Annotated in this window: 19 protein-coding genes; all 19 read left to right on the top strand. The window is 53.5% G+C overall.

The annotated features are described in order from the left end of the window. Positions 1-140 precede the first annotated feature (140 nt). Positions 141-356 carry a DUF6148 family protein gene (locus tag OGY08_RS14520; RefSeq protein WP_125363798.1) on the top strand — a complete coding sequence of 72 codons (216 nt, stop codon included), beginning with the start codon at positions 141-143 and terminating at the stop codon, positions 354-356. Continuing rightward, positions 353-1,861: a phage portal protein gene (locus OGY08_RS14515; protein ID WP_044700357.1), complete on the top strand. Its 1,509-nt coding sequence runs from the start codon at positions 353-355 to the stop codon at positions 1,859-1,861. Before OGY08_RS14520 ends, OGY08_RS14515 begins: the two co-directional genes overlap by 4 nt. Further along, entirely contained in the window at positions 1,806-3,818 is a 2,013-nt protein-coding gene (locus OGY08_RS14510) for a ClpP-like prohead protease/major capsid protein fusion protein (protein WP_353622339.1), read from the top strand. Before OGY08_RS14515 ends, OGY08_RS14510 begins: the two co-directional genes overlap by 56 nt. A gap of 91 nt (positions 3,819-3,909) precedes the next feature. After that, entirely contained in the window at positions 3,910-4,236 is a 327-nt protein-coding gene (locus OGY08_RS14505; protein WP_008784475.1) for a DUF2190 family protein, read from the top strand. Then, on the top strand, positions 4,229-4,504 hold the full coding sequence (locus tag OGY08_RS14500; RefSeq protein WP_125363800.1) for an ATP-binding protein: 276 nt from the start codon (positions 4,229-4,231) through the stop codon (positions 4,502-4,504). Before OGY08_RS14505 ends, OGY08_RS14500 begins: the two co-directional genes overlap by 8 nt. A gap of 12 nt (positions 4,505-4,516) precedes the next feature. After that, a complete protein-coding gene (locus OGY08_RS14495; RefSeq protein WP_008784477.1) occupies positions 4,517-5,071 on the top strand; it encodes a phage tail protein in 555 nt (184 codons plus the stop codon). Beyond that, on the top strand, positions 5,068-5,466 hold the full coding sequence (gene gpU / locus OGY08_RS14490; protein WP_125363801.1) for a phage tail terminator protein: 399 nt from the start codon (positions 5,068-5,070) through the stop codon (positions 5,464-5,466). Before OGY08_RS14495 ends, gpU begins: the two co-directional genes overlap by 4 nt. 7 nt (positions 5,467-5,473) lie before the next feature. Then, on the top strand, positions 5,474-6,211 hold the full coding sequence (locus tag OGY08_RS14485) for a phage tail tube protein (protein ID WP_286565538.1): 738 nt from the start codon (positions 5,474-5,476) through the stop codon (positions 6,209-6,211). A gap of 36 nt (positions 6,212-6,247) precedes the next feature. Further along, on the top strand, positions 6,248-6,655 hold the full coding sequence (gpG, locus tag OGY08_RS14480) for a phage tail assembly chaperone G (RefSeq protein ID WP_008784480.1): 408 nt from the start codon (positions 6,248-6,250) through the stop codon (positions 6,653-6,655). Between the two features lie 50 nt (positions 6,656-6,705). Then, positions 6,706-6,984, top strand: coding sequence for a phage tail assembly protein T (locus OGY08_RS14475; protein WP_286565540.1), 279 nt, complete (start codon positions 6,706-6,708; stop codon positions 6,982-6,984). Then, the gene (locus OGY08_RS14470) at positions 6,962-9,478 is read left to right on the top strand and encodes a phage tail tape measure protein (RefSeq protein WP_126317845.1); all 2,517 of its coding nucleotides are present in this window, start codon (positions 6,962-6,964) and stop codon (positions 9,476-9,478) included. The genes OGY08_RS14475 and OGY08_RS14470 overlap by 23 nt, the downstream gene beginning before the upstream one ends. Positions 9,479-9,481: 3 nt before the next feature. Continuing rightward, positions 9,482-9,829, top strand: coding sequence for a phage tail protein (locus OGY08_RS14465; protein ID WP_125363803.1), 348 nt, complete (start codon positions 9,482-9,484; stop codon positions 9,827-9,829). Further along, positions 9,826-10,581, top strand: coding sequence for a phage minor tail protein L (locus OGY08_RS14460; protein WP_286565543.1), 756 nt, complete (start codon positions 9,826-9,828; stop codon positions 10,579-10,581). Before OGY08_RS14465 ends, OGY08_RS14460 begins: the two co-directional genes overlap by 4 nt. 1 nt (position 10,582) lies before the next feature. Then, on the top strand, positions 10,583-11,293 hold the full coding sequence (locus OGY08_RS14455) for a C40 family peptidase (RefSeq protein ID WP_286565947.1): 711 nt from the start codon (positions 10,583-10,585) through the stop codon (positions 11,291-11,293). Between the two features lie 29 nt (positions 11,294-11,322). Beyond that, positions 11,323-11,748 (top strand): hypothetical protein, encoded by a 426-nt coding sequence (locus tag OGY08_RS14450; RefSeq protein WP_008322436.1) that lies wholly within the window; start codon positions 11,323-11,325, stop codon positions 11,746-11,748. Between the two features lie 55 nt (positions 11,749-11,803). Beyond that, the gene (locus OGY08_RS14445) at positions 11,804-12,394 is read left to right on the top strand and encodes a tail assembly protein (RefSeq protein ID WP_181213046.1); all 591 of its coding nucleotides are present in this window, start codon (positions 11,804-11,806) and stop codon (positions 12,392-12,394) included. Between the two features lie 54 nt (positions 12,395-12,448). Next, a complete protein-coding gene (locus tag OGY08_RS14440; RefSeq protein WP_286565944.1) occupies positions 12,449-15,622 on the top strand; it encodes a TipJ family phage tail tip protein in 3,174 nt (1,057 codons plus the stop codon). A 245-nt stretch (positions 15,623-15,867) separates the two neighbouring features. After that, complete coding sequence (locus OGY08_RS14435; RefSeq protein ID WP_008322429.1) at positions 15,868-16,140, top strand: hypothetical protein; 273 nt, start codon at positions 15,868-15,870, stop codon at positions 16,138-16,140. After that, entirely contained in the window at positions 16,137-16,775 is a 639-nt protein-coding gene (locus OGY08_RS14430) for a hypothetical protein (RefSeq protein WP_126317848.1), read from the top strand. Before OGY08_RS14435 ends, OGY08_RS14430 begins: the two co-directional genes overlap by 4 nt. Positions 16,776-16,823: the final 48 nt, after the last annotated feature.

The following is a 16,823-nucleotide window of genomic DNA, read 5'->3' as shown; positions in this document are numbered from 1 at the left end:
GAAACCTGGCTGGAGAACGCGCCGCCGGAAGCTGGCGAAGCGGCATCCCAGACACCAGAACCAGTACCCACCAAAAAACGGAAGCGGAAAAATCCCGTAACCGATGATTCTAACCCCTGGAGTACATCAGGAGGATGGTTGTGAACCGTGTTGATATTGAAACCATGATCCAGCGATATACCGAAGCCGAAATGGCGGTGCTGGATGGCAAAACTATCCGTTTCAATGGGCAGGAAATGACGATGGAGAACCTGTCGGAAATCCGAAAAGGGCGTCAGGAGTGGGAGCGTCGGCTCTCTTCTCTTATTTCTCATCGCCGCGGGCGACCCGGTTACCGACTGGCGAGGTTTGAATGAGCCTTTTAGATGATGCGATTGGGGTCTTTTCGCCTGGCTGGAAAGCAGCCCGTCTGCAGGCGCGCGCGAAAATCAGGGCATATGAAGCCGTTACCCCGACCAGAACGCACAAAGGGCGCCGTGAAAATCGTTCAGCTGATCAGCTCAGCAAAATGGGGGCGGTATCACTGCGGGAGCAGGCCCGGTGGCTCGATAACAATCACGATCTGGTGATTGGGGTGTTCGATAAGCTGGAAGAGAGGGTGGTGGGGAAAGCCGGAATTATTGTTGAACCCCATCCCAAACTGATGAACGGTAAAATCGCCAAAAAGCTGGCAGATCAGATCCGTAATAAATGGGCAGAATGGTCTGTCAGGCCTGATGTCACGAACCAGTTTACCCGCCCGATGCTTGAGCGCCTGATGTTGCGCACCTGGCTGCGGGATGGCGAAGTGTTTGCCCAGCTTGTCAGTGGAACCGGGAATGGTCTTACGCCAGCAGCCGGTATCCCCTTCTGGCTTGAAGCGCTTGAACCAGATTTTATTCCCATGAACAGCGATGCTGCCAGCCAGCTTAATCAGGGGGTATTCGTCGACAACTGGGGCAGACCAAGGAAATATCAGGTTTATAAAAGCCTGCCCGTTTCAGGCCGTCAGCTTGATACCAAAGAAGTGGATGCGGAAAACATGCTGCATCTTAAATTTGTCCGCCGTCTGCACCAGACCCGGGGCGTATCGATGCTATCCGGTGTACTGATGCGTCTGAGCGCACTTAAAGAGTATGAAGATGCTGAGCTCACCGCCGCACGTATTGCTGCTGCGCTGGGTATGTACATCAAAAAGGGGGACGGGCAAAGCTTCGAAGAGAGTAACAGTTCTTCCGATGATGATGATCGGGAAGTGATGATTCAGCCAGGCATCATTTATGACGATCTGAAGCCTGGTGAAGATATCGGCATGGTGAAATCTGACCGGCCCAATCCTAACCTTGAAACCTTCCGTAATGGGCAACTTCGCGCTGTCGCAGCAGGCAGCCGACTCAGCTTTTCAAGCACAGCCAGAAACTACAACGGCACCTACAGCGCGCAGCGGCAGGAACTGGTGGAATCAACAGATGGCTATCTCATTTTACAGGACTGGTTTATTGGCGCGGTGACCCGGCCAATGTACCGCGCCTGGCTGAAAATGGCGGTGGCCGCTGGCGAGATTAAATTACCCCGCGGTCTGGATATGGAGTCGCTGTACTCGGCGGTGTATTCCGGCCCTGTTATGCCGTGGATCGATCCGGTTAAAGAGGCCAATGCCTGGAAGTTACAGATCCGGGGCGGAGCGGCAACGGAATCCGACTGGGTCCGCGCCAGCGGACGTAACCCGAACGATGTGAAGGCGCGCCGGAAGGCAGAGATCGACGAAAACAAAGAGATGGGGCTGGTGTTTGACACTGACCCTGCCAATGACAAAGGAGGCACAAGTGCCGAAGCCAAAGAACCGGGCGCACCACCGTCCGAAAGCCAGCGCAAAAAGTAATTCCTGGTTCCGTATGCAGGCCAGCGCCGACAACGAAGCGGATATTTATATCTACGACGAGATCGGCTACTGGGGGGTGACGGCGCGCCAGTTTGTGAATGACCTGAAGGCGCTGGGCGATATTACCCATATCAACCTTCACATCAATTCGCCCGGTGGCGATGTCTTTGATGGCATCGCCATTTTTAATGCCCTGAAGCATCACGGCGCGGCAATCACCGTTCACATTGATGGTCTGGCAGCTTCAATGGCTTCGGTGATTGCGATGGTTGGCAACCCGGTAATTATGCCGGAAAACACGATGATGATGATCCACAAACCATGGGGATTTGCGGGTGGTGATGCCAACGACATGCGGGATTATGCCGATCTGCTGGATAAGGTCGAGTCTGTCCTGATCCCTGCCTACGCGGAGAAAACTGGAAAAACGACCGAAGAAATCGCCGCCATGCTGGACGATGAAACCTGGATGGACGGTAAAGAATGCTTAGCGCATGGCTTTGCCGATCAGGTCACTACCTCTCTGCAGGCAATGGCCTGTATTCAATCAAAACGTATCGAGGATTTTGAAAAGATGCCAAACAGCATTCGCAACATGATCACCCCACCGCGCAATATCACTGCGCGTGAGCCACAACAACCTCAGCCGCAGGTGACTACGCCTCAGCCGGCAGCATCAGATGAAGCGACAATCCGTGCTCAGGTTCTCGCCGAGCAAAAGAGCCGCGTAAATGGTATCAACGATCTCTTTGCGATGTTCGGCGGCAAGCATCATGAGCTGCAGAATAAATGCATCGCGGATCCGGAGTGCACAGTGGCTCAGGCTAAAGATGAACTGCTGGCGGCGCTGGGCAAAAATGCTACACCGTCGAATAAAACCACGGATGCGCATATTTACGCCGGGAACGGTAACTTTGTTGGAGATGGTGTCCGCCAGGCGCTGATGGCGCGCGCGGGCTTCGAGAGCATGGAGCGGGACAACGTCTATAACGGCATGACGCTGCGCGAATATGCCCGTATGGCGCTGACCGAGCGCGGCATCGGCGTTTCCAGCTATAACCCGATGCAGATGGTCGGTATGGCACTGACACACAGCACGTCTGACTTCGGTAATATCCTGCTCGATGTTGCTAATAAAGCGTTGCTGCAGGGCTGGGAGGAAGCGGCAGAAACTTTCGAGCAGTGGACTAAGAAAGGCCAGTTGTCAGACTTTAAAACGGCACATCGTGTCGGTCTTGGTGGTTTTTCTTCCCTGCGCCAGGTTCGCGAGGGGGCTGAATATAAGTATGTGACCACCAAAGATAAAGGTGAAAGCATTGCGCTGGCCACCTACGGGGAAATCTTCTCTATTACCCGTCAGGCGATCATCAACGACGATCTGAATCAGTTAACCGATGTACCTATGAAGATGGGCCGCGCGGCAAAAGGGACGATCGGCGATCTGGTGTATGCCGTTCTGACCGAAAACGCGAAATTGTCTGATGGCAAGCCGCTGTTCCATGCTGATCACGGCAATATCTCCGCAGGCGCGATTTCTGTAGCCAGCCTTGATGAAGCGCGCAAGATGATGCGTCTGCAGAAAGAGGGTGAGCGTCCCCTGAATATTCGCCCGGCATTCATGCTGGTGCCTGTCGCGCTCGAAACCCTGGCAAACCAGACGATCAAGTCTGCCAGTGTGAAAGGGGCGGATATCAACGCCGGTATCATGAACCCAATTCAGAACTTTGCTGAAGTTATCGCGGAGCCGCGTCTTGACGCCAAAGACACCAGCGCCTGGTATCTGGCCGCCGCTAAGGGCACGGACACCATCGAAGTGGCTTACCTGAACGGCGTTGATACTCCGTATATCGATCAGCAGGAAGGCTTCACGACCGACGGTATTGCCACCAAAGTGCGCATCGATGCCGGTGTATCTCCTCTGGATTATCGCGGCCTGGCGAAATCAACCGGGAAATAATCCCTTCCACTCAAGCAGCACATCACAGCCCATAAGGGCTTTTTTTGTATCTGAATTCGGCCCCGTATGGGGCTGGATGGAGACTGAATTTATGGCGAAGAATTTTGTACAGCATGGCAAAACTATTGAGATTGCCAACACGGGCAGCGTTGAGATCCTGAGTGGTTCGCCGGTGATGGTGGGGAAAGTCGTGGCGATTGCCATTACTGATATTGCGGCAGGCCAGACGGGAGACGGTTTTACCGAAGGTGTTTTCCTGCTGCCTAAGCTGACTACCGATGCGATCACCATCGGTGAGCAGGTTCATATAAAAGATGGAAAAGTGCAGAACGACGCGACAGGTGCCGATCTGGCTGGGGTTGCCTGGGAAGATGCTGCTGCCAGTTCCGCAATTGTAGCCGTGAAAATCAATGCCTAATCCCTTTGACAGACTTGTCAACCGCATGGATGCGGTCACGGTGAACAAAATGGGCAAGCCAGCGACCATCAACGGGGAGCCCATGATTGTTATTCCGGCTGAGTTTCTGGAAGAAATGGGGCCTTTGAGCGGAACAGGGCGATCGCTGGTGGTGTTTACTGCAGGATACAGGCCGCGTCGTAATGACGTGGTGATTTTTGAAGGGGAGGAATTCCATCTTACCCGTCACGAACGCTTTAACGGCAAACCGCGCATCTTTATCGAGTAAGCAGGAGGGAGTATGTCGATTAAGGGGCTGGAGCAGGCCATTGCTAATCTGAACAGCATCAGTAAAAGAGCTGTACCGCGCGCTTCCGCCCAGACGGTGAACCGTATCGCCACGCAGGCGGTCAATCGCAGTGTGTCCGCTGTCGCGAAATCAACCCGCGTTCCCCGAAAACTGGTCAGGCAGCGTGCACGGATACGTCGGGCTACGGTGGAGAAGCCGCGCGCTCTGATTCGCATAAACCGCGGGAATCTTCCCGCTATCAAACTGGGACCATCCAGTATGCGTCTGTCACGGCGTAAACGTGATAAGTCAGGTGCGAACAGTGAGCTGCGTGTGGGGCGTTTTCGTTTTCCCGGGGCCTTTATTCAACAACTGGCAAACGGTCGCTGGCATGTCTTGCGGCGTACCACAAAGAGTCGGTATCCCATTGAAGTGGTCAGTATTCCCCTTTCCGTTCCTCTGACCGAAACGTTCCGGGCTGAAGTGCCAAAACTTATGGACGAACGTATGCCGCAAATTATGCGACAAAACCTGTCTAACCAACTGAGGCTGATCCTTAAACGATGAAAAACAGTGATATCCGCAAAGCCGTACTAACCGCGCTCCAGCGCAATATCTCAGATGCAGTGACATGGTTCGATGGTCGTCCTGGGTTTCTGGATGAGCAGGATCTTCCGGCGGTTGCGGTTTACCTTTCTGACGCCCGAGCCTCGGATGAAAGTGTTGATGAAGATATGTGGACAGCCGTGCTGCATGTTGAGGTGTTTCTAAAAGCCACGGCTACAGACAGTGCTCTGGATTCCTGGATGGAGGACCGCATCTATCCGGCAATGGCTGATGTTCCCGAACTGGCAAATCTTCTCGAATTGATGGCGGCTCAGAGGTATGACTATCAGCGCGATGAAGAGGCCATGACGTGGGGATCTGCCGACCTCAGTTATTCCATCAGCTACATTATGTGAGGACGTAATGACTACACCAAACCCACTGGCGCCGGTAAAGGGTGCCACCACCACACTCTGGATTTATTCCGGGTCGGGCAACCCGTTCGCTAACCCATTATCGGATGTTGACTGGACGCGCCTGGCAAAGATTAAAGACCTGCAGCCCGGTGAACTGACTGCCGAATCAAACGACGACACCTATCTGGATGATGCGGATGCTGACTGGACGTCCACTTCACAGGGCCAGAAATCGGCGGGGGAGGCCAGTTTTACGCTGGCCTGGAAACCTGCCGAGAGCGGGCAGCAGGATCTGGTTCGCTGGTTTGATGACGGTACCGTGCTGGCGTACAAAATCAAATACCCGAATGGCACCATCGATGTGTTCCGTGGCTGGGTAAGCAGCCTGGGTAAAACGGTGACGGCAAAAGACACCATTACCCGTTCTGTCAAAATCAGCAACAACGGCAAACCTGGTCTTGCTGAAGACAGCGCTGCTGCAGTGATTGACGTAACCGGCGTCAGCCTGGATAAATCGACCACCACCGTTGCGGTTGCTGCCACCACCACGCTGAATGTCACCGTGGCGCCAGCCAGCGCAAGCGATCCATCTTTCCGGGCCACCACCACGGATGCAGGTAAAGCCACGGTGACTGTCGCCGGTACGGTGCTGACGGTAACCGGTATTGCAGCCGGAACCGCTGACATTATTGTGATGACTAACGACGGGCTGTTTGTCGCGATCTGTAAAGTCACCGTTGCCTGACTTCCGGGGCTGTGGCCCCGCTTTCTGGAGTAATCCATGTTTTTAAAAAGTGAGCCGTTCGAACGCAACGGCAAGACCGTCACGCTCTACGAACTGTCGGCGCTGCAGCGTATTGAGCATCTTGAACACCTGAAGACGCTGGAAAGTATCACCGATGCCGACATGCAGGCGGCGATGGATATGACGATTAAATCCGGCGCACTGCTGGTGGCCATGTCTTTATGGCATGGACATCCCCTGAAAGGGGCGCACAAAACGCCGAAAGAAGACGTTGAGCAGATCCAGAATGAAGTACTGATGACCTGGCCGCTGGAGATTGTTTCCGCAGCAGAGTACAGCGTGAAGCTGCTGTCCGGCATGGTGCCGCTGCAGGAAGCGAATGATCCAGAGGATGTTGCTGTGACTGAGCCGGTCAGTCTGGAAAAGTCCTCGCCAGCGAGCTGACATTCGTCCTGAAACTGGCGCGTGAATTTCGCCGCCCGGACTGGCGCGCCATGCTTGCTGATATGTCGTCAACGGAATACGCCGACTGGCGAACGTTCTACCAGGACAATTTTTTTAATGATGTGCAACTGGATGCACATTTTTCCTCGCTGATGCATATCGTCATTACCGCGCTTGACCCCAAAACCACATCAACCCCTGCCAGCTTCAGCCTGCTTTCACCTTCAGCGGAGGATATTGCCGACGATGAACCCGGTGACGCTGTGCTGATGGCAAAGGCCGAGGGCATTTCAGGAGGTGTTCGCTATGGCCCAGACGGCAGTGGGTGACCTGGTCGTTAATCTTGATGTTAACTCGTCAAAGTTCAACGAGCAGATGGAGTACGTAAAAAGGCAGTTTAAGCAGACGGGTGACGCAGCGAATGACTCGGCGCTGAAGGTACAGCAGTCATTTACCCGCCAGGAGAGCGCCGCGAAGAAGGCCGGTATTTCTGTCGGCCAGTACAACGCGGCGATGCGTATGCTGCCTGCGCAGTTTACGGATATCGCCACCCAACTGGCCGGTGGACAGAGTCCGTGGCTTATCCTGCTGCAGCAGGGCGGTCAGGTGAAAGACTCCTTCGGCGGTATCATTCCGACCTTTCGGGCGCTGCTGGGCACCATATCGCCGGTGATGGTAGGTGTTGGCGCGCTGGCGGCCGCCACTGGCGCGGTGTTTTACGCCTGGTATCAGGGCTCGTCCACGCTGTCTGATTTCAACAAAACGCTGGTCCTGTCCGGTAACACTGCCGGGCTGACCTCAAACCGCATGCTGGTGCTGGCGAAATCCGGCGAGCAGGCGGGACTCACGTTTAACCAGACCAGCAGCGCGCTGACGGAGCTGGTCAACGCCGGAGTGCGTGCCGGTGCCCGGTTCGATGAGATGAGTCAGGCGGTAGCGAAATTTACCGATGCGTCGGGTGTGCCGGTCGATAAGGTGGCGGCGGCATTCGGCAAACTGACGAACGATCCGACCTCTGGTCTGATTGCCATGGCGCAGCAGTTCCACAACGTCACAGCGGAACAGATTGCTTATGTGGCGCAGCTGCAGCGTGCCGGGGATGAAGCCGGGGCGCTGCAGGCAGCTAATGATGCGGCGACGAACGGTTTTCGTGAGCAGACAAAGAGCCTGCGCGACAATATGGGGTCGATTGAGTCTGCTGCCGACAGCCTGAAGCGTGCCTTTAAATCGATGTGGGATGCAGCGCTCGATATCGGGCGGCCTGACACCACGCAGGAGATGGTTGCCAAAGCTGAAGCGGCCTTTAAGCGGGCGGATGAAATCTGGAATCTGCGTAAAGGTGATGGTTATGTCAATGATGATGCGCGCGCCAGCTACTGGAACGATCGGGAATCTGCCCGCCTTGCACTGGAAATGGCGCAACAGCAGGCCAGTGTGGCAAAGGCAACTGAGGATAACGCCGCGCGCGAGGCGGTGATTGAATCTGACCGCCAGAAGTATGCCGTGCAGGCGCAGTCGAATTATGCAAAGACGCAGACTGCGCTGGAGAAGTACACGGCCCGTCAGAATGAACTGAACAAGGCGCTGAAAGACGGTCGGATCCTCCAGGCTGACTACAACATCAATCTGGAAGCAGCGAAAAAAGAATACGACGACTCGCTGAAGAAACCCAAAGCCCCTTCAGCGGTGAAAACACCTGCAGGAGTAAAAAGCGTCGATACTGCCAGCGCGCAAACGCTGGAGCTGGAGGCGCAGTTACGCACTCTGCAGGAGCATAAGAGCATCACGGATACCATCAGCCAGCAGCGGCAGGAATTGTGGAAACAGCAATCCCGCTTTTCGGTGCTGGAAGAGGCCGCCAAAAAGCGCGCGCTGACCGCCGATGAAAAATCGGTGCTGGCGAACAAAGACGAGGTACTGGCGCGGGCCGAAGTGAATGCCCGGTTGGGCGATCAGATTGTTGCCCAGGAACGGTTAAACCGCCTGCAGGACAGCTCGCAGAAGTACGTTACCCAGATTGGGGAGAAAACCCGAGCGCTTGTGGCCGGGGGCAGCATGAGCAGTCGCGGCGCGCAGCGGCAAAACGAAGAGGCACAGCTGCGGCAGGGCTGGATGAATGCCGGCGGTACGGACACCGATCAGGGTTATCAGAACGAACTGGATGCACTGAAGAAATATTATGCCGCGCAGGACGAGCTACGTGGCAACTGGCAGGCCGGGGCGAAATCAGCGTGGGCTGACTATGCCGATTCAGCAGCTGATGCCTATGGTTCGATGAAGTCCGCTGCTTCAGCCACATTCGATGGTATCAGCCAGAATATGGCCGATATGCTGACGACAGGGAAAGCAAACTGGGCAGATTTCACCCGTTCCACGTTGTCGATGCTGACGCAGATTCTGATGAAGCAGGCTATGGCTGGCCTGGTCAGTTCCGCCACGTCAGCGCTGGGTTTTGCTGGTGGTGGTTATACCGGGTCCGGCGGCAAGTATGAACCAGCAGGTGTGGTGCACCGTGGAGAGTTTGTCTTTACGCAGGAAGCCACCAACCGAATCGGTGTCGGCAACCTTTATCGCATGATGCGCGGTTATGCGACTGGTGGCCTGGTCGGGGGGAGTGGCGCTGGCGTTGCTTCTCCTTTTGGTGTCAGCGTGTATGCGCCGGTTTCGGTTACAACAAGCCAGGGGGATTCCGGTCAACAGAAAGGAAGCGGCGATGCGCTGGGGAAAGCCTATCAGCAGGTGATCAACAGCTCCATCAGGGAAGGTATCACCAGAGAAGTCCGGCCAGGTGGCATCATCTGGAATGCAACAAAACAGAGGTAAGCAATGGCGATCGAGCATTTTGCATGGCGGATTAAAGCATCCAGCCAGCCGACCCTGAAAAGTAAGGATACCGTCCGCACGGCACAGTTTGGTGATGGCTATAAGCAAGTGTCAGGTGCCGGTCTGAATGATGAAACGCTCAGCTATGAGTTTTCATTTACCGGCGAACCGGGAACCGTCAAGGATATCTATGTTTTCCTGCGGCGCCATAAGACGAAATCCTTTTCGTTTACCCCGCCTGGCGGTGATCTTGCGCTCTGGCGCGTTGAGGCAGACAGCCTGCAGCGCGTCACCAAAAGTAAAACGGTTGAAACCGTATCAGCCACATTTGAACAGGCGTTTGCACCATGAGCTTAAACAGTGATTATCAGAAACTTGAGCCGGGCAATGTTGTCCGACTTTTTGATGTCGATGGCACCTCATTTGGTGTTTCCGACGTTCTCCGCTTCCACGCCCACAACATTGTCCACACTCCCGATGAAATTGCCGCTGCTGGTGGAGATGAAAAAAAGCTACCGGCGAAATCAATCTGGTGGCAGGGGCAGGAATATAAAGCCTGGCCCTGCCAGATCGAGGGTATTGAGACGGCGACCGACGGGACCAGCGCGCAGCCGACGCTGTCGGTAGCTAACCTGGATAGTTCCATTACGGCGCTGTGTCTTACTTATGATGACCTGCTGCAGGCAAAGGTCACGATTCATGACACGCTGGCGCAGTATCTGGATGCGAAAAACTATCCGGAGGGAAACCCGTCAGCGGATCCGCAGCAGGAAAAGCTGAAGGTGTTTTACATTGACGCCAAGAGCACTGAAACCAACGAGGTGGTGGCGTTTACGTTGTCCAGTCCAATGGACCTGCAGGGGTTGATGATCCCGACGCGCCAGCTACATTCGCTTTGTACCTGGTGTATCCGTAACAAATATCGCTCAGGTGATGGATGTGACTATGCCGGAACGCGTTATTTCGACAAGCACAACAACCCGGTTAACGATCCGTCACTCGATGAATGTCCCGGTACGCTCACTGCGTGCAAGTTGAGGCATGGCGAGGGGAACGAGTTGCCGTTCGGTGGCTTCCCTGGCACATCCCTGATCAGGAGCTGATATGCGTCAGAAAATTATCGACGCCATTATGGCGCATGCTGCTGCTGAATATCCGCGTGAATGCTGCGGCGTAGTGGTGCAAAAAAGCAGGGTGCAGCGGTACATTCCCTGCCGTAATCTGGCAACCGATCCGACAGAGCATTTCCACCTGTCGCCGGAAGATTACGCCGCTGCCGAAGACTGGGGAACAGTGATTGCCATTGTCCACAGCCACCCGGATGCCACGACGCAGGCGAGCGAACTGGATAAGGCACAGTGTGACGCTATGTTACTTCCGTGGCACATCGTCAGCTGGCCGGAGGGGGATCTGCGTACCATTCAGCCGCGGGGCGAGCTGCCGCTACTGGAGCGCCCGTTTGTGCTCGGTCACTTCGATTGCTGGGGGCTGGTGATGAGCTATTTCCGGCAAACGCACGGCATTGAGCTGACGGATTACCGCGTGGATTATCCCTGGTGGGAGGACAGTTACCCCGAAAACTTCTACCATGATTGCTGGTATGAATGCGGATTCCGTGAATTCAGTGGCGTGCCGCAGCCAGGTGATATGGTTATCATGCAGGTCCAGGCTAATAAGTGGAACCATGCAGGGATCCTGCTGGAAGGCAATATGCTACTCCACCATCTTTATGGCCATTTGAGTCAGCGTGTGCCTTATGGCGGCTACTGGCAGGAACGGACGATGAAGGTTCTACGGTATAAGTCTCTGTGCTAACCTTTTGCAAAACCAAAGGGGATAGGGATATGAAAAAGACTTTGCTGCTTCTAATTGCGCTTAGCGTTGCTGGGTGTTCAACCACGGCGGTGAATTCTACCGTTGCAAAACAAGTACCATCTGAACGTGTATTGCTGAAGGGGGCTGGTGACTCGGTGATAACAATTACACGAGATCAAGGATGGTTTGCTGGAGGTGGATGCTTTGTAGAAGTAACTATTGATGGAAAATCCTATGCAAGAATTGATACGGGAGAAACGATCGATATCAATGTTACATCCGGCCGACATATTCTAGGAATATCTGGTGATTCAAAAGGTAAAGGATTATGTGGAATGCAGGTCGGACAACCACTCAAAGAGACTGCCACGCAGATCAATGCTCGTGAACATCAAAAATTCCGCATCACCGGAGATACTAATTCCGGACTTGATATCAGAGCATCAACCATATAGTTCGAGTCATTTTATAAATGGCCACCTCCGGGTGGCTTTTTTATTGGAGAATAGTATGCAGCAAGAAGTTATGACCCAAATTGAACTGAGCGGGATTCTTGGCAAAACCTTTGGTAAGACGCATCATCGTTTAATTAGCTCAACCCGAGAAGCTTGTCGAGCCCTAGCTGCAACAGTGAAAGGGTTTGAGGCCTTCATGAATTCAAGTAAACAGCGCGGTCTGACATATGCAGTTTTTCGAGGAAAGAAAAATATTGGGGAAGATGATTTAGGCTTTCCGGCGACAGGTGAAGTGATCCGGATCGTGCCAGTAGTTATTGGTAGTAAAAAAGCTGGCCTGTTACAAACCATATTAGGTGCCGTCCTTGTTGTAGCTGGCTACGCTTTGTCAGGTTTTACTGGCGGTGCAAGTATGGCATTGGTCGCACCCGGTGTTGCATTAATGGCTGGAGGCGTAATCCAAATGCTTTCGCCACAGCCAGCAGGGCTTGCCAGCAAACAGGATGCCGAAAATCGGGCATCGTATGCATTCGGTGGTGTAACTAACACTGCTGCTCAGGGTAATCCAGTTCCACTTCTATACGGGTGCAGGCGTATTGGTGGGGCGATCATCTCTGCTGGTATATACGTCGAAGACCAGCAATAACAAAATAATCTTCCTTTCAGGCTACCTTATGGTGGCTTTTTTTATGGGCGCAATATGGCTACAGCAACCCCGATAAAAGGCCGCAAGGGCGGCAGTTCCAGTTCACGAACCCCTACCGAACAGCCTGATGATCTGCAATCTGTAGCGAAGGCCAAAATCCTCGTTGCGCTTGGGGAAGGGGAATTTGCAGGGCAATTAACCGGAAAAAATATCTACCTGGACGGCACGGCGCTGGAAAACGCCGATGGCTCCCAAAACTTTAGCGGCGTGACGTGGGAGTTTCGCGCGGGAACTCAGGCACAAAATTACATTCAGGGCATTCCCGGTACCGAAAACGAAATCAACGTTGGAACTGAAGTATCAAGCGCAACAACCTGGACGCGTACATTTACCAACACCCAACTATCAGCCGTTCGCCTGCGGCTGAAATGGCCTTCACTGTTTAAGCAGGAGGACAACGGCGATCTGGTTGGGTATTCCATCAATTATGCAATAGACCTGCAAACTGATGGTGGGACCTGGCAAACCATGCTTAATACCAGCGCAACCGGCAAAACGACGTCTGGTTATGAGCGCAGCCACCGTATTGATTTACCGCAGGCTGGCAGCACCTGGACAATCCGACTGCGTAAGATTACCGCTGACGCAAACAGCGCCAAGATCGGCGACACGATGACGCTGCAAAGCTTCACGGAAGTGATTGATGCCAAGCTGCGCTATCCGAACACCGCGCTGCTGTACATAGAATTCGATTCAAGTCAGTTCAACGGTTCGATTCCACAGATATCCTGTGAACCACGTGGCCGGGTGATCCGCGTGCCTGATAACTATGACCCCGATACGCGGACTTATAGTGGTACATGGCAGGGTGCGTTTAAGTGGGCCTGGACCGATAACCCGGCGTGGATATTTTACGATCTGGTTATTACCGATCGCTTTGGTCTGGGTAATCGCCTGAGTGCAGCCAACATCGATAAATGGACGTTGTACCAGGTATCGCAGTATTGCGATCAGCCGGTACCGGATGGAAAGGGTGGAAGCGGGACAGAGCCACGCTATACCTGTAACGTCTATGTTCAGGACAGGAATGACGCTTACACTGTGCTGCGTGACTTCGCGGCTATATTCCGGGGTATGACGTACTGGGGCGGTGATCAGATTGTTGCGCTTGCCGATATGCCGAGAGATGTGGATTACGCTTACACCCGCGCTAACGTTATCGACGGACGCTTTACCTATTCCAGCAGCACGACAAAAACGCGGTATACCACCGCGCTGGTTTCCTGGTCTGATCCGGGTAACGCTTATGCGGATGCGATGGAGCCGGTATTTGAGCAGCCTCTGGTGGCCCGGTACGGATTTAATCAGCTGGAAATGACAGCCATCGGCTGCACCCGGCAGTCAGAAGCTAACCGAAAGGGGCGCTGGGGTATTCTCACCAACAATAAGGATCGCGTTGTTTCGTTTGATGTTGGCCTGGACGGAAACATTCCGCAGCCGGGATACATCATCGCCGTGTCAGACGAGCTTCTGTCCGGCAAAGTTATGGGCGGCCGCATCAGTGCTGTTAACGGTCGCGTGATTAAACTTGACCACGTAGCTGATGCAGCAGCAGGCGATCGCCTTATTCTCAATCTTCCCTCCGGTGCGTCACAGAGCAGGACTATTCAGGCGGTTAACGGGGAATCAGTCACAGTCACCACGGCATACAGTGAGACACCACAGGCCGAAGCTGTATGGGTGGTTGAGTCAGATGAACTCTACGCCCAGCAGTATCGAGTTGTCAGCGTCTCCGATAATGATGATGGCACTTTCTCTATTACCGGCGCATGGCATGACCCGGATAAATATGCCCGTATCGATACCGGAGCCATCATTGACCAGCGGCCCGTTAGTGTAATCCCGCCTGGTAACCAGTCGCCGCCGGCTAACATTGTGATCAGCTCGTTTTCAGTGGTGCAGCAGAATATCAGCGTCGAAACCATGCGTGTGAGCTGGGACCAGGCGCAGAATGCTATCGCCTACGAGGCACAGTGGCGCCGCAATGATGGTAACTGGGTAAACGTGCCGCGCAGCTCCACCACCTCATTTGATGTATCGGGTATTTATGCAGGGCGCTACCTCGTGCGTGTGCGTGCCATTAATGCCGCTGAAATTTCCTCTGGCTGGGGCTACTCCGAAGAGAAAACGCTGACGGGCAAGGTGGGAAATCCACCGAAACCTGTCGGCTTTGCGACAACGCCGATCAACTGGGGGATTCGTCTGAACTGGGGATTCCCGGCTAACACCGGGGATACGCTGAAAACGGAAATTCAGTACACCGCGAACAGTGATTTCTCTAATCCTCTATTGCTGTCGGATGTGCCTTATCCGTCAGCCGAATACACCCAACTGGGACTGAAGGCGGGGCAGGAGTTCTGGTACCGCGCGCAGCTGGTTGACAGAACGGGTAATGAATCAGGCTGGACCGACTGGGTTCGTGGCGAATCCAACGCGAACGCAGATGATTACCTGGGGGATATTGCGGATGACTTTCTCACCTCTGCTGATGGTGATCGTCTGACGGGCGATATTGATACCAACCTTGAAGGTATTCTGCAGAACGCGCTGGCCAACCATGCAACCGTGGAACACCAGTGGGCGCAGTATGGTGAAGTACGCGCGGATATTCTGGTGGTCAAAACGACTATTGCAGATGTTGATAAGGCGATGGCTGAAATGTCCACTCAGGTGCAGGCGCAGTTCAATGATGTGACTGCCGCGCTGGAAGATAAGCTCACCGCCGTGGTTGATGCTACCGGAGCCTCTGCAATTTACACCCTCAAAACCGGAGTCCGGATTAACGGCGTGATGTATAACGCCGGAATGTCGATTGCGGTGCTGGCGGAAGCGGGTAAGCCGGTAGTCACTCGTGTCGGATTTAACGCCAATCAGTTCGCCCTGATGAGTGGCAGCAGTGATACGCAATATTCGCCGTTTGCGGTGGTCAATGGTCAGGTCTTTATCAGCGATGCGTTTATCCAGTATGGCCAAATCACGCTGGCAAAAATTGGCGAACTGCGCTCCGCAAATTATGTTCAGGGACAAACGGGCACCATCATGAAATCGGACGGAACGTTTGAAATTAATGGTTCTAATGCTGGTGATGGCAGGACCACAATTGATAACTATGGACAGAAGGTATATGACAAAAATAATACTCTTCGGGTTGTTGTTGGCAAGTATTAGCGGTTGCGCCTCTATTTCTGGGGCGTTAAATAGTGGAGTTAAAAGTGTTGATTGTACGGCTGCATATTCTTCGCATTTAGGTGCCGGTGCTGAACTTCATATTGCGACAGTTTCTATCAAACAGATCCGCATTGATAAAAATGGGACGTATTGGGTCAGGCCGGTTAATAGTCTTTATGTTCGATTCTTTCCTGGCTGGAAGTCTACTGAACACCTGACAAACTACCAATGTAAAGGGGATGATTATGGCTTACGGAGTGCAGTTGTTCGACGCTAAGGGGAATGAGCTGGTGGGGCGGTTCAATCCCACCTTCGTTGCCGCAGTTATCACTTCTCCAGCGTCAGGCACAAAGGCTTATCCGGTTGTTGAGGGAAAAACTCTGGTCGCGGACCCGCAAAACATATTCACCCCAAGCGGTTCAAAAGGCCAGACTCCGGCAACGGCGACCGTTGCCAATGGCACGGTTACCTGGTCTAACGCGTCAGTAAATCAGCCAATATTGGTGATGTACAAATGAGTTATGGTTTAAAAATTTTCCGCGAAGATGGGAGCCTGTTTATTAGTCCTGAAGTCACACCGATGAACTTTATCGGTGTATATCGCTTCACTGGAAATATGACGATCCCCACAGACATTCCAGCTACGGCAAACGTGATTTCCTTTATTCGTAACGATTCGGCAACCGGGGCCGCTTATGTTATTCCGGTTGCTTCAAATGGGAAATGGAACCTGAATTTAAATTGCAATGGGGTAGGCGGTCATGTCTATGTGTTCGCAAACGTTGTTCCGATTGCGCATGGTGTGGGAATGGCAGTGTACAACTCCAACGGCGATATGGTCTGGAACACTGACTGTTTGCCGCTTGAGCTTCATTTTGTAGATAATCCGTGGAACGGCTCAGGAAATGGCAATGGTGCAAACTACGACGTTAATGTCGGTCTTCCGGCGGCAGTGGTATCCGGTATGAGCTCAAATTACCTGGTCCCGTTAGATCCAGCTGCTGGGATTTATATTTATGGGACGCTGACGGCTCGCGCGTATGACAACATCGTTGGTGGGTATTCCATTTATAGCGAACAGATTAACGGGCTGGCCCCCACACCACGATTTAAAAAACAGTATATCTACATCGATACGCGACTTTATTCGTAGAAGCTGCTTTCTATCCAAATCACTAACCTCGCTTCGGCGGGGTTTTTT

It is taken from the genome of Citrobacter sp. Cpo069, from assembly GCF_030332785.1.
Lineage (GTDB): Bacteria > Pseudomonadota > Gammaproteobacteria > Enterobacterales > Enterobacteriaceae > Citrobacter > Citrobacter portucalensis.
Note: the sequence above shows the minus strand (reverse complement) of the source record. Positions and strands in the feature narration are given on the sequence as shown.

Bases quoted from the DNA above. Each gene is read 5' to 3' on its own strand.
- OGY08_RS14445 (WP_181213046.1), top strand. From the start codon at position 11,804: ATGCAGCAAGAAGTTATGACCCAAATTGAACTGAGCGGGATTCTTGGC.
- OGY08_RS14435 (WP_008322429.1), top strand. From the start codon at position 15,868: ATGGCTTACGGAGTGCAGTTGTTCGACGCTAAGGGGAATGAGCTGGTG.
- OGY08_RS14515 (WP_044700357.1), top strand. From the start codon at position 353: ATGAGCCTTTTAGATGATGCGATTGGGGTCTTTTCGCCTGGCTGGAAA.
- OGY08_RS14470 (WP_126317845.1), top strand. From the start codon at position 6,962: ATGGCCCAGACGGCAGTGGGTGACCTGGTCGTTAATCTTGATGTTAAC.
- OGY08_RS14500 (WP_125363800.1), top strand. From the start codon at position 4,229: ATGCCTAATCCCTTTGACAGACTTGTCAACCGCATGGATGCGGTCACG.
- OGY08_RS14440 (WP_286565944.1), top strand. From the start codon at position 12,449: ATGGCTACAGCAACCCCGATAAAAGGCCGCAAGGGCGGCAGTTCCAGT.
- OGY08_RS14505 (WP_008784475.1), top strand. From the start codon at position 3,910: ATGGCGAAGAATTTTGTACAGCATGGCAAAACTATTGAGATTGCCAAC.
- OGY08_RS14475 (WP_286565540.1), top strand. From the start codon at position 6,706: ATGCTTGCTGATATGTCGTCAACGGAATACGCCGACTGGCGAACGTTC.
- OGY08_RS14460 (WP_286565543.1), top strand. From the start codon at position 9,826: ATGAGCTTAAACAGTGATTATCAGAAACTTGAGCCGGGCAATGTTGTC.
- OGY08_RS14450 (WP_008322436.1), top strand. From the start codon at position 11,323: ATGAAAAAGACTTTGCTGCTTCTAATTGCGCTTAGCGTTGCTGGGTGT.
- OGY08_RS14495 (WP_008784477.1), top strand. From the start codon at position 4,517: ATGTCGATTAAGGGGCTGGAGCAGGCCATTGCTAATCTGAACAGCATC.
- OGY08_RS14455 (WP_286565947.1), top strand. From the start codon at position 10,583: ATGCGTCAGAAAATTATCGACGCCATTATGGCGCATGCTGCTGCTGAA.
- OGY08_RS14465 (WP_125363803.1), top strand. From the start codon at position 9,482: ATGGCGATCGAGCATTTTGCATGGCGGATTAAAGCATCCAGCCAGCCG.
- OGY08_RS14485 (WP_286565538.1), top strand. From the start codon at position 5,474: ATGACTACACCAAACCCACTGGCGCCGGTAAAGGGTGCCACCACCACA.
- gpG (WP_008784480.1), top strand. From the start codon at position 6,248: ATGTTTTTAAAAAGTGAGCCGTTCGAACGCAACGGCAAGACCGTCACG.
- OGY08_RS14430 (WP_126317848.1), top strand. From the start codon at position 16,137: ATGAGTTATGGTTTAAAAATTTTCCGCGAAGATGGGAGCCTGTTTATT.
- gpU (WP_125363801.1), top strand. From the start codon at position 5,068: ATGAAAAACAGTGATATCCGCAAAGCCGTACTAACCGCGCTCCAGCGC.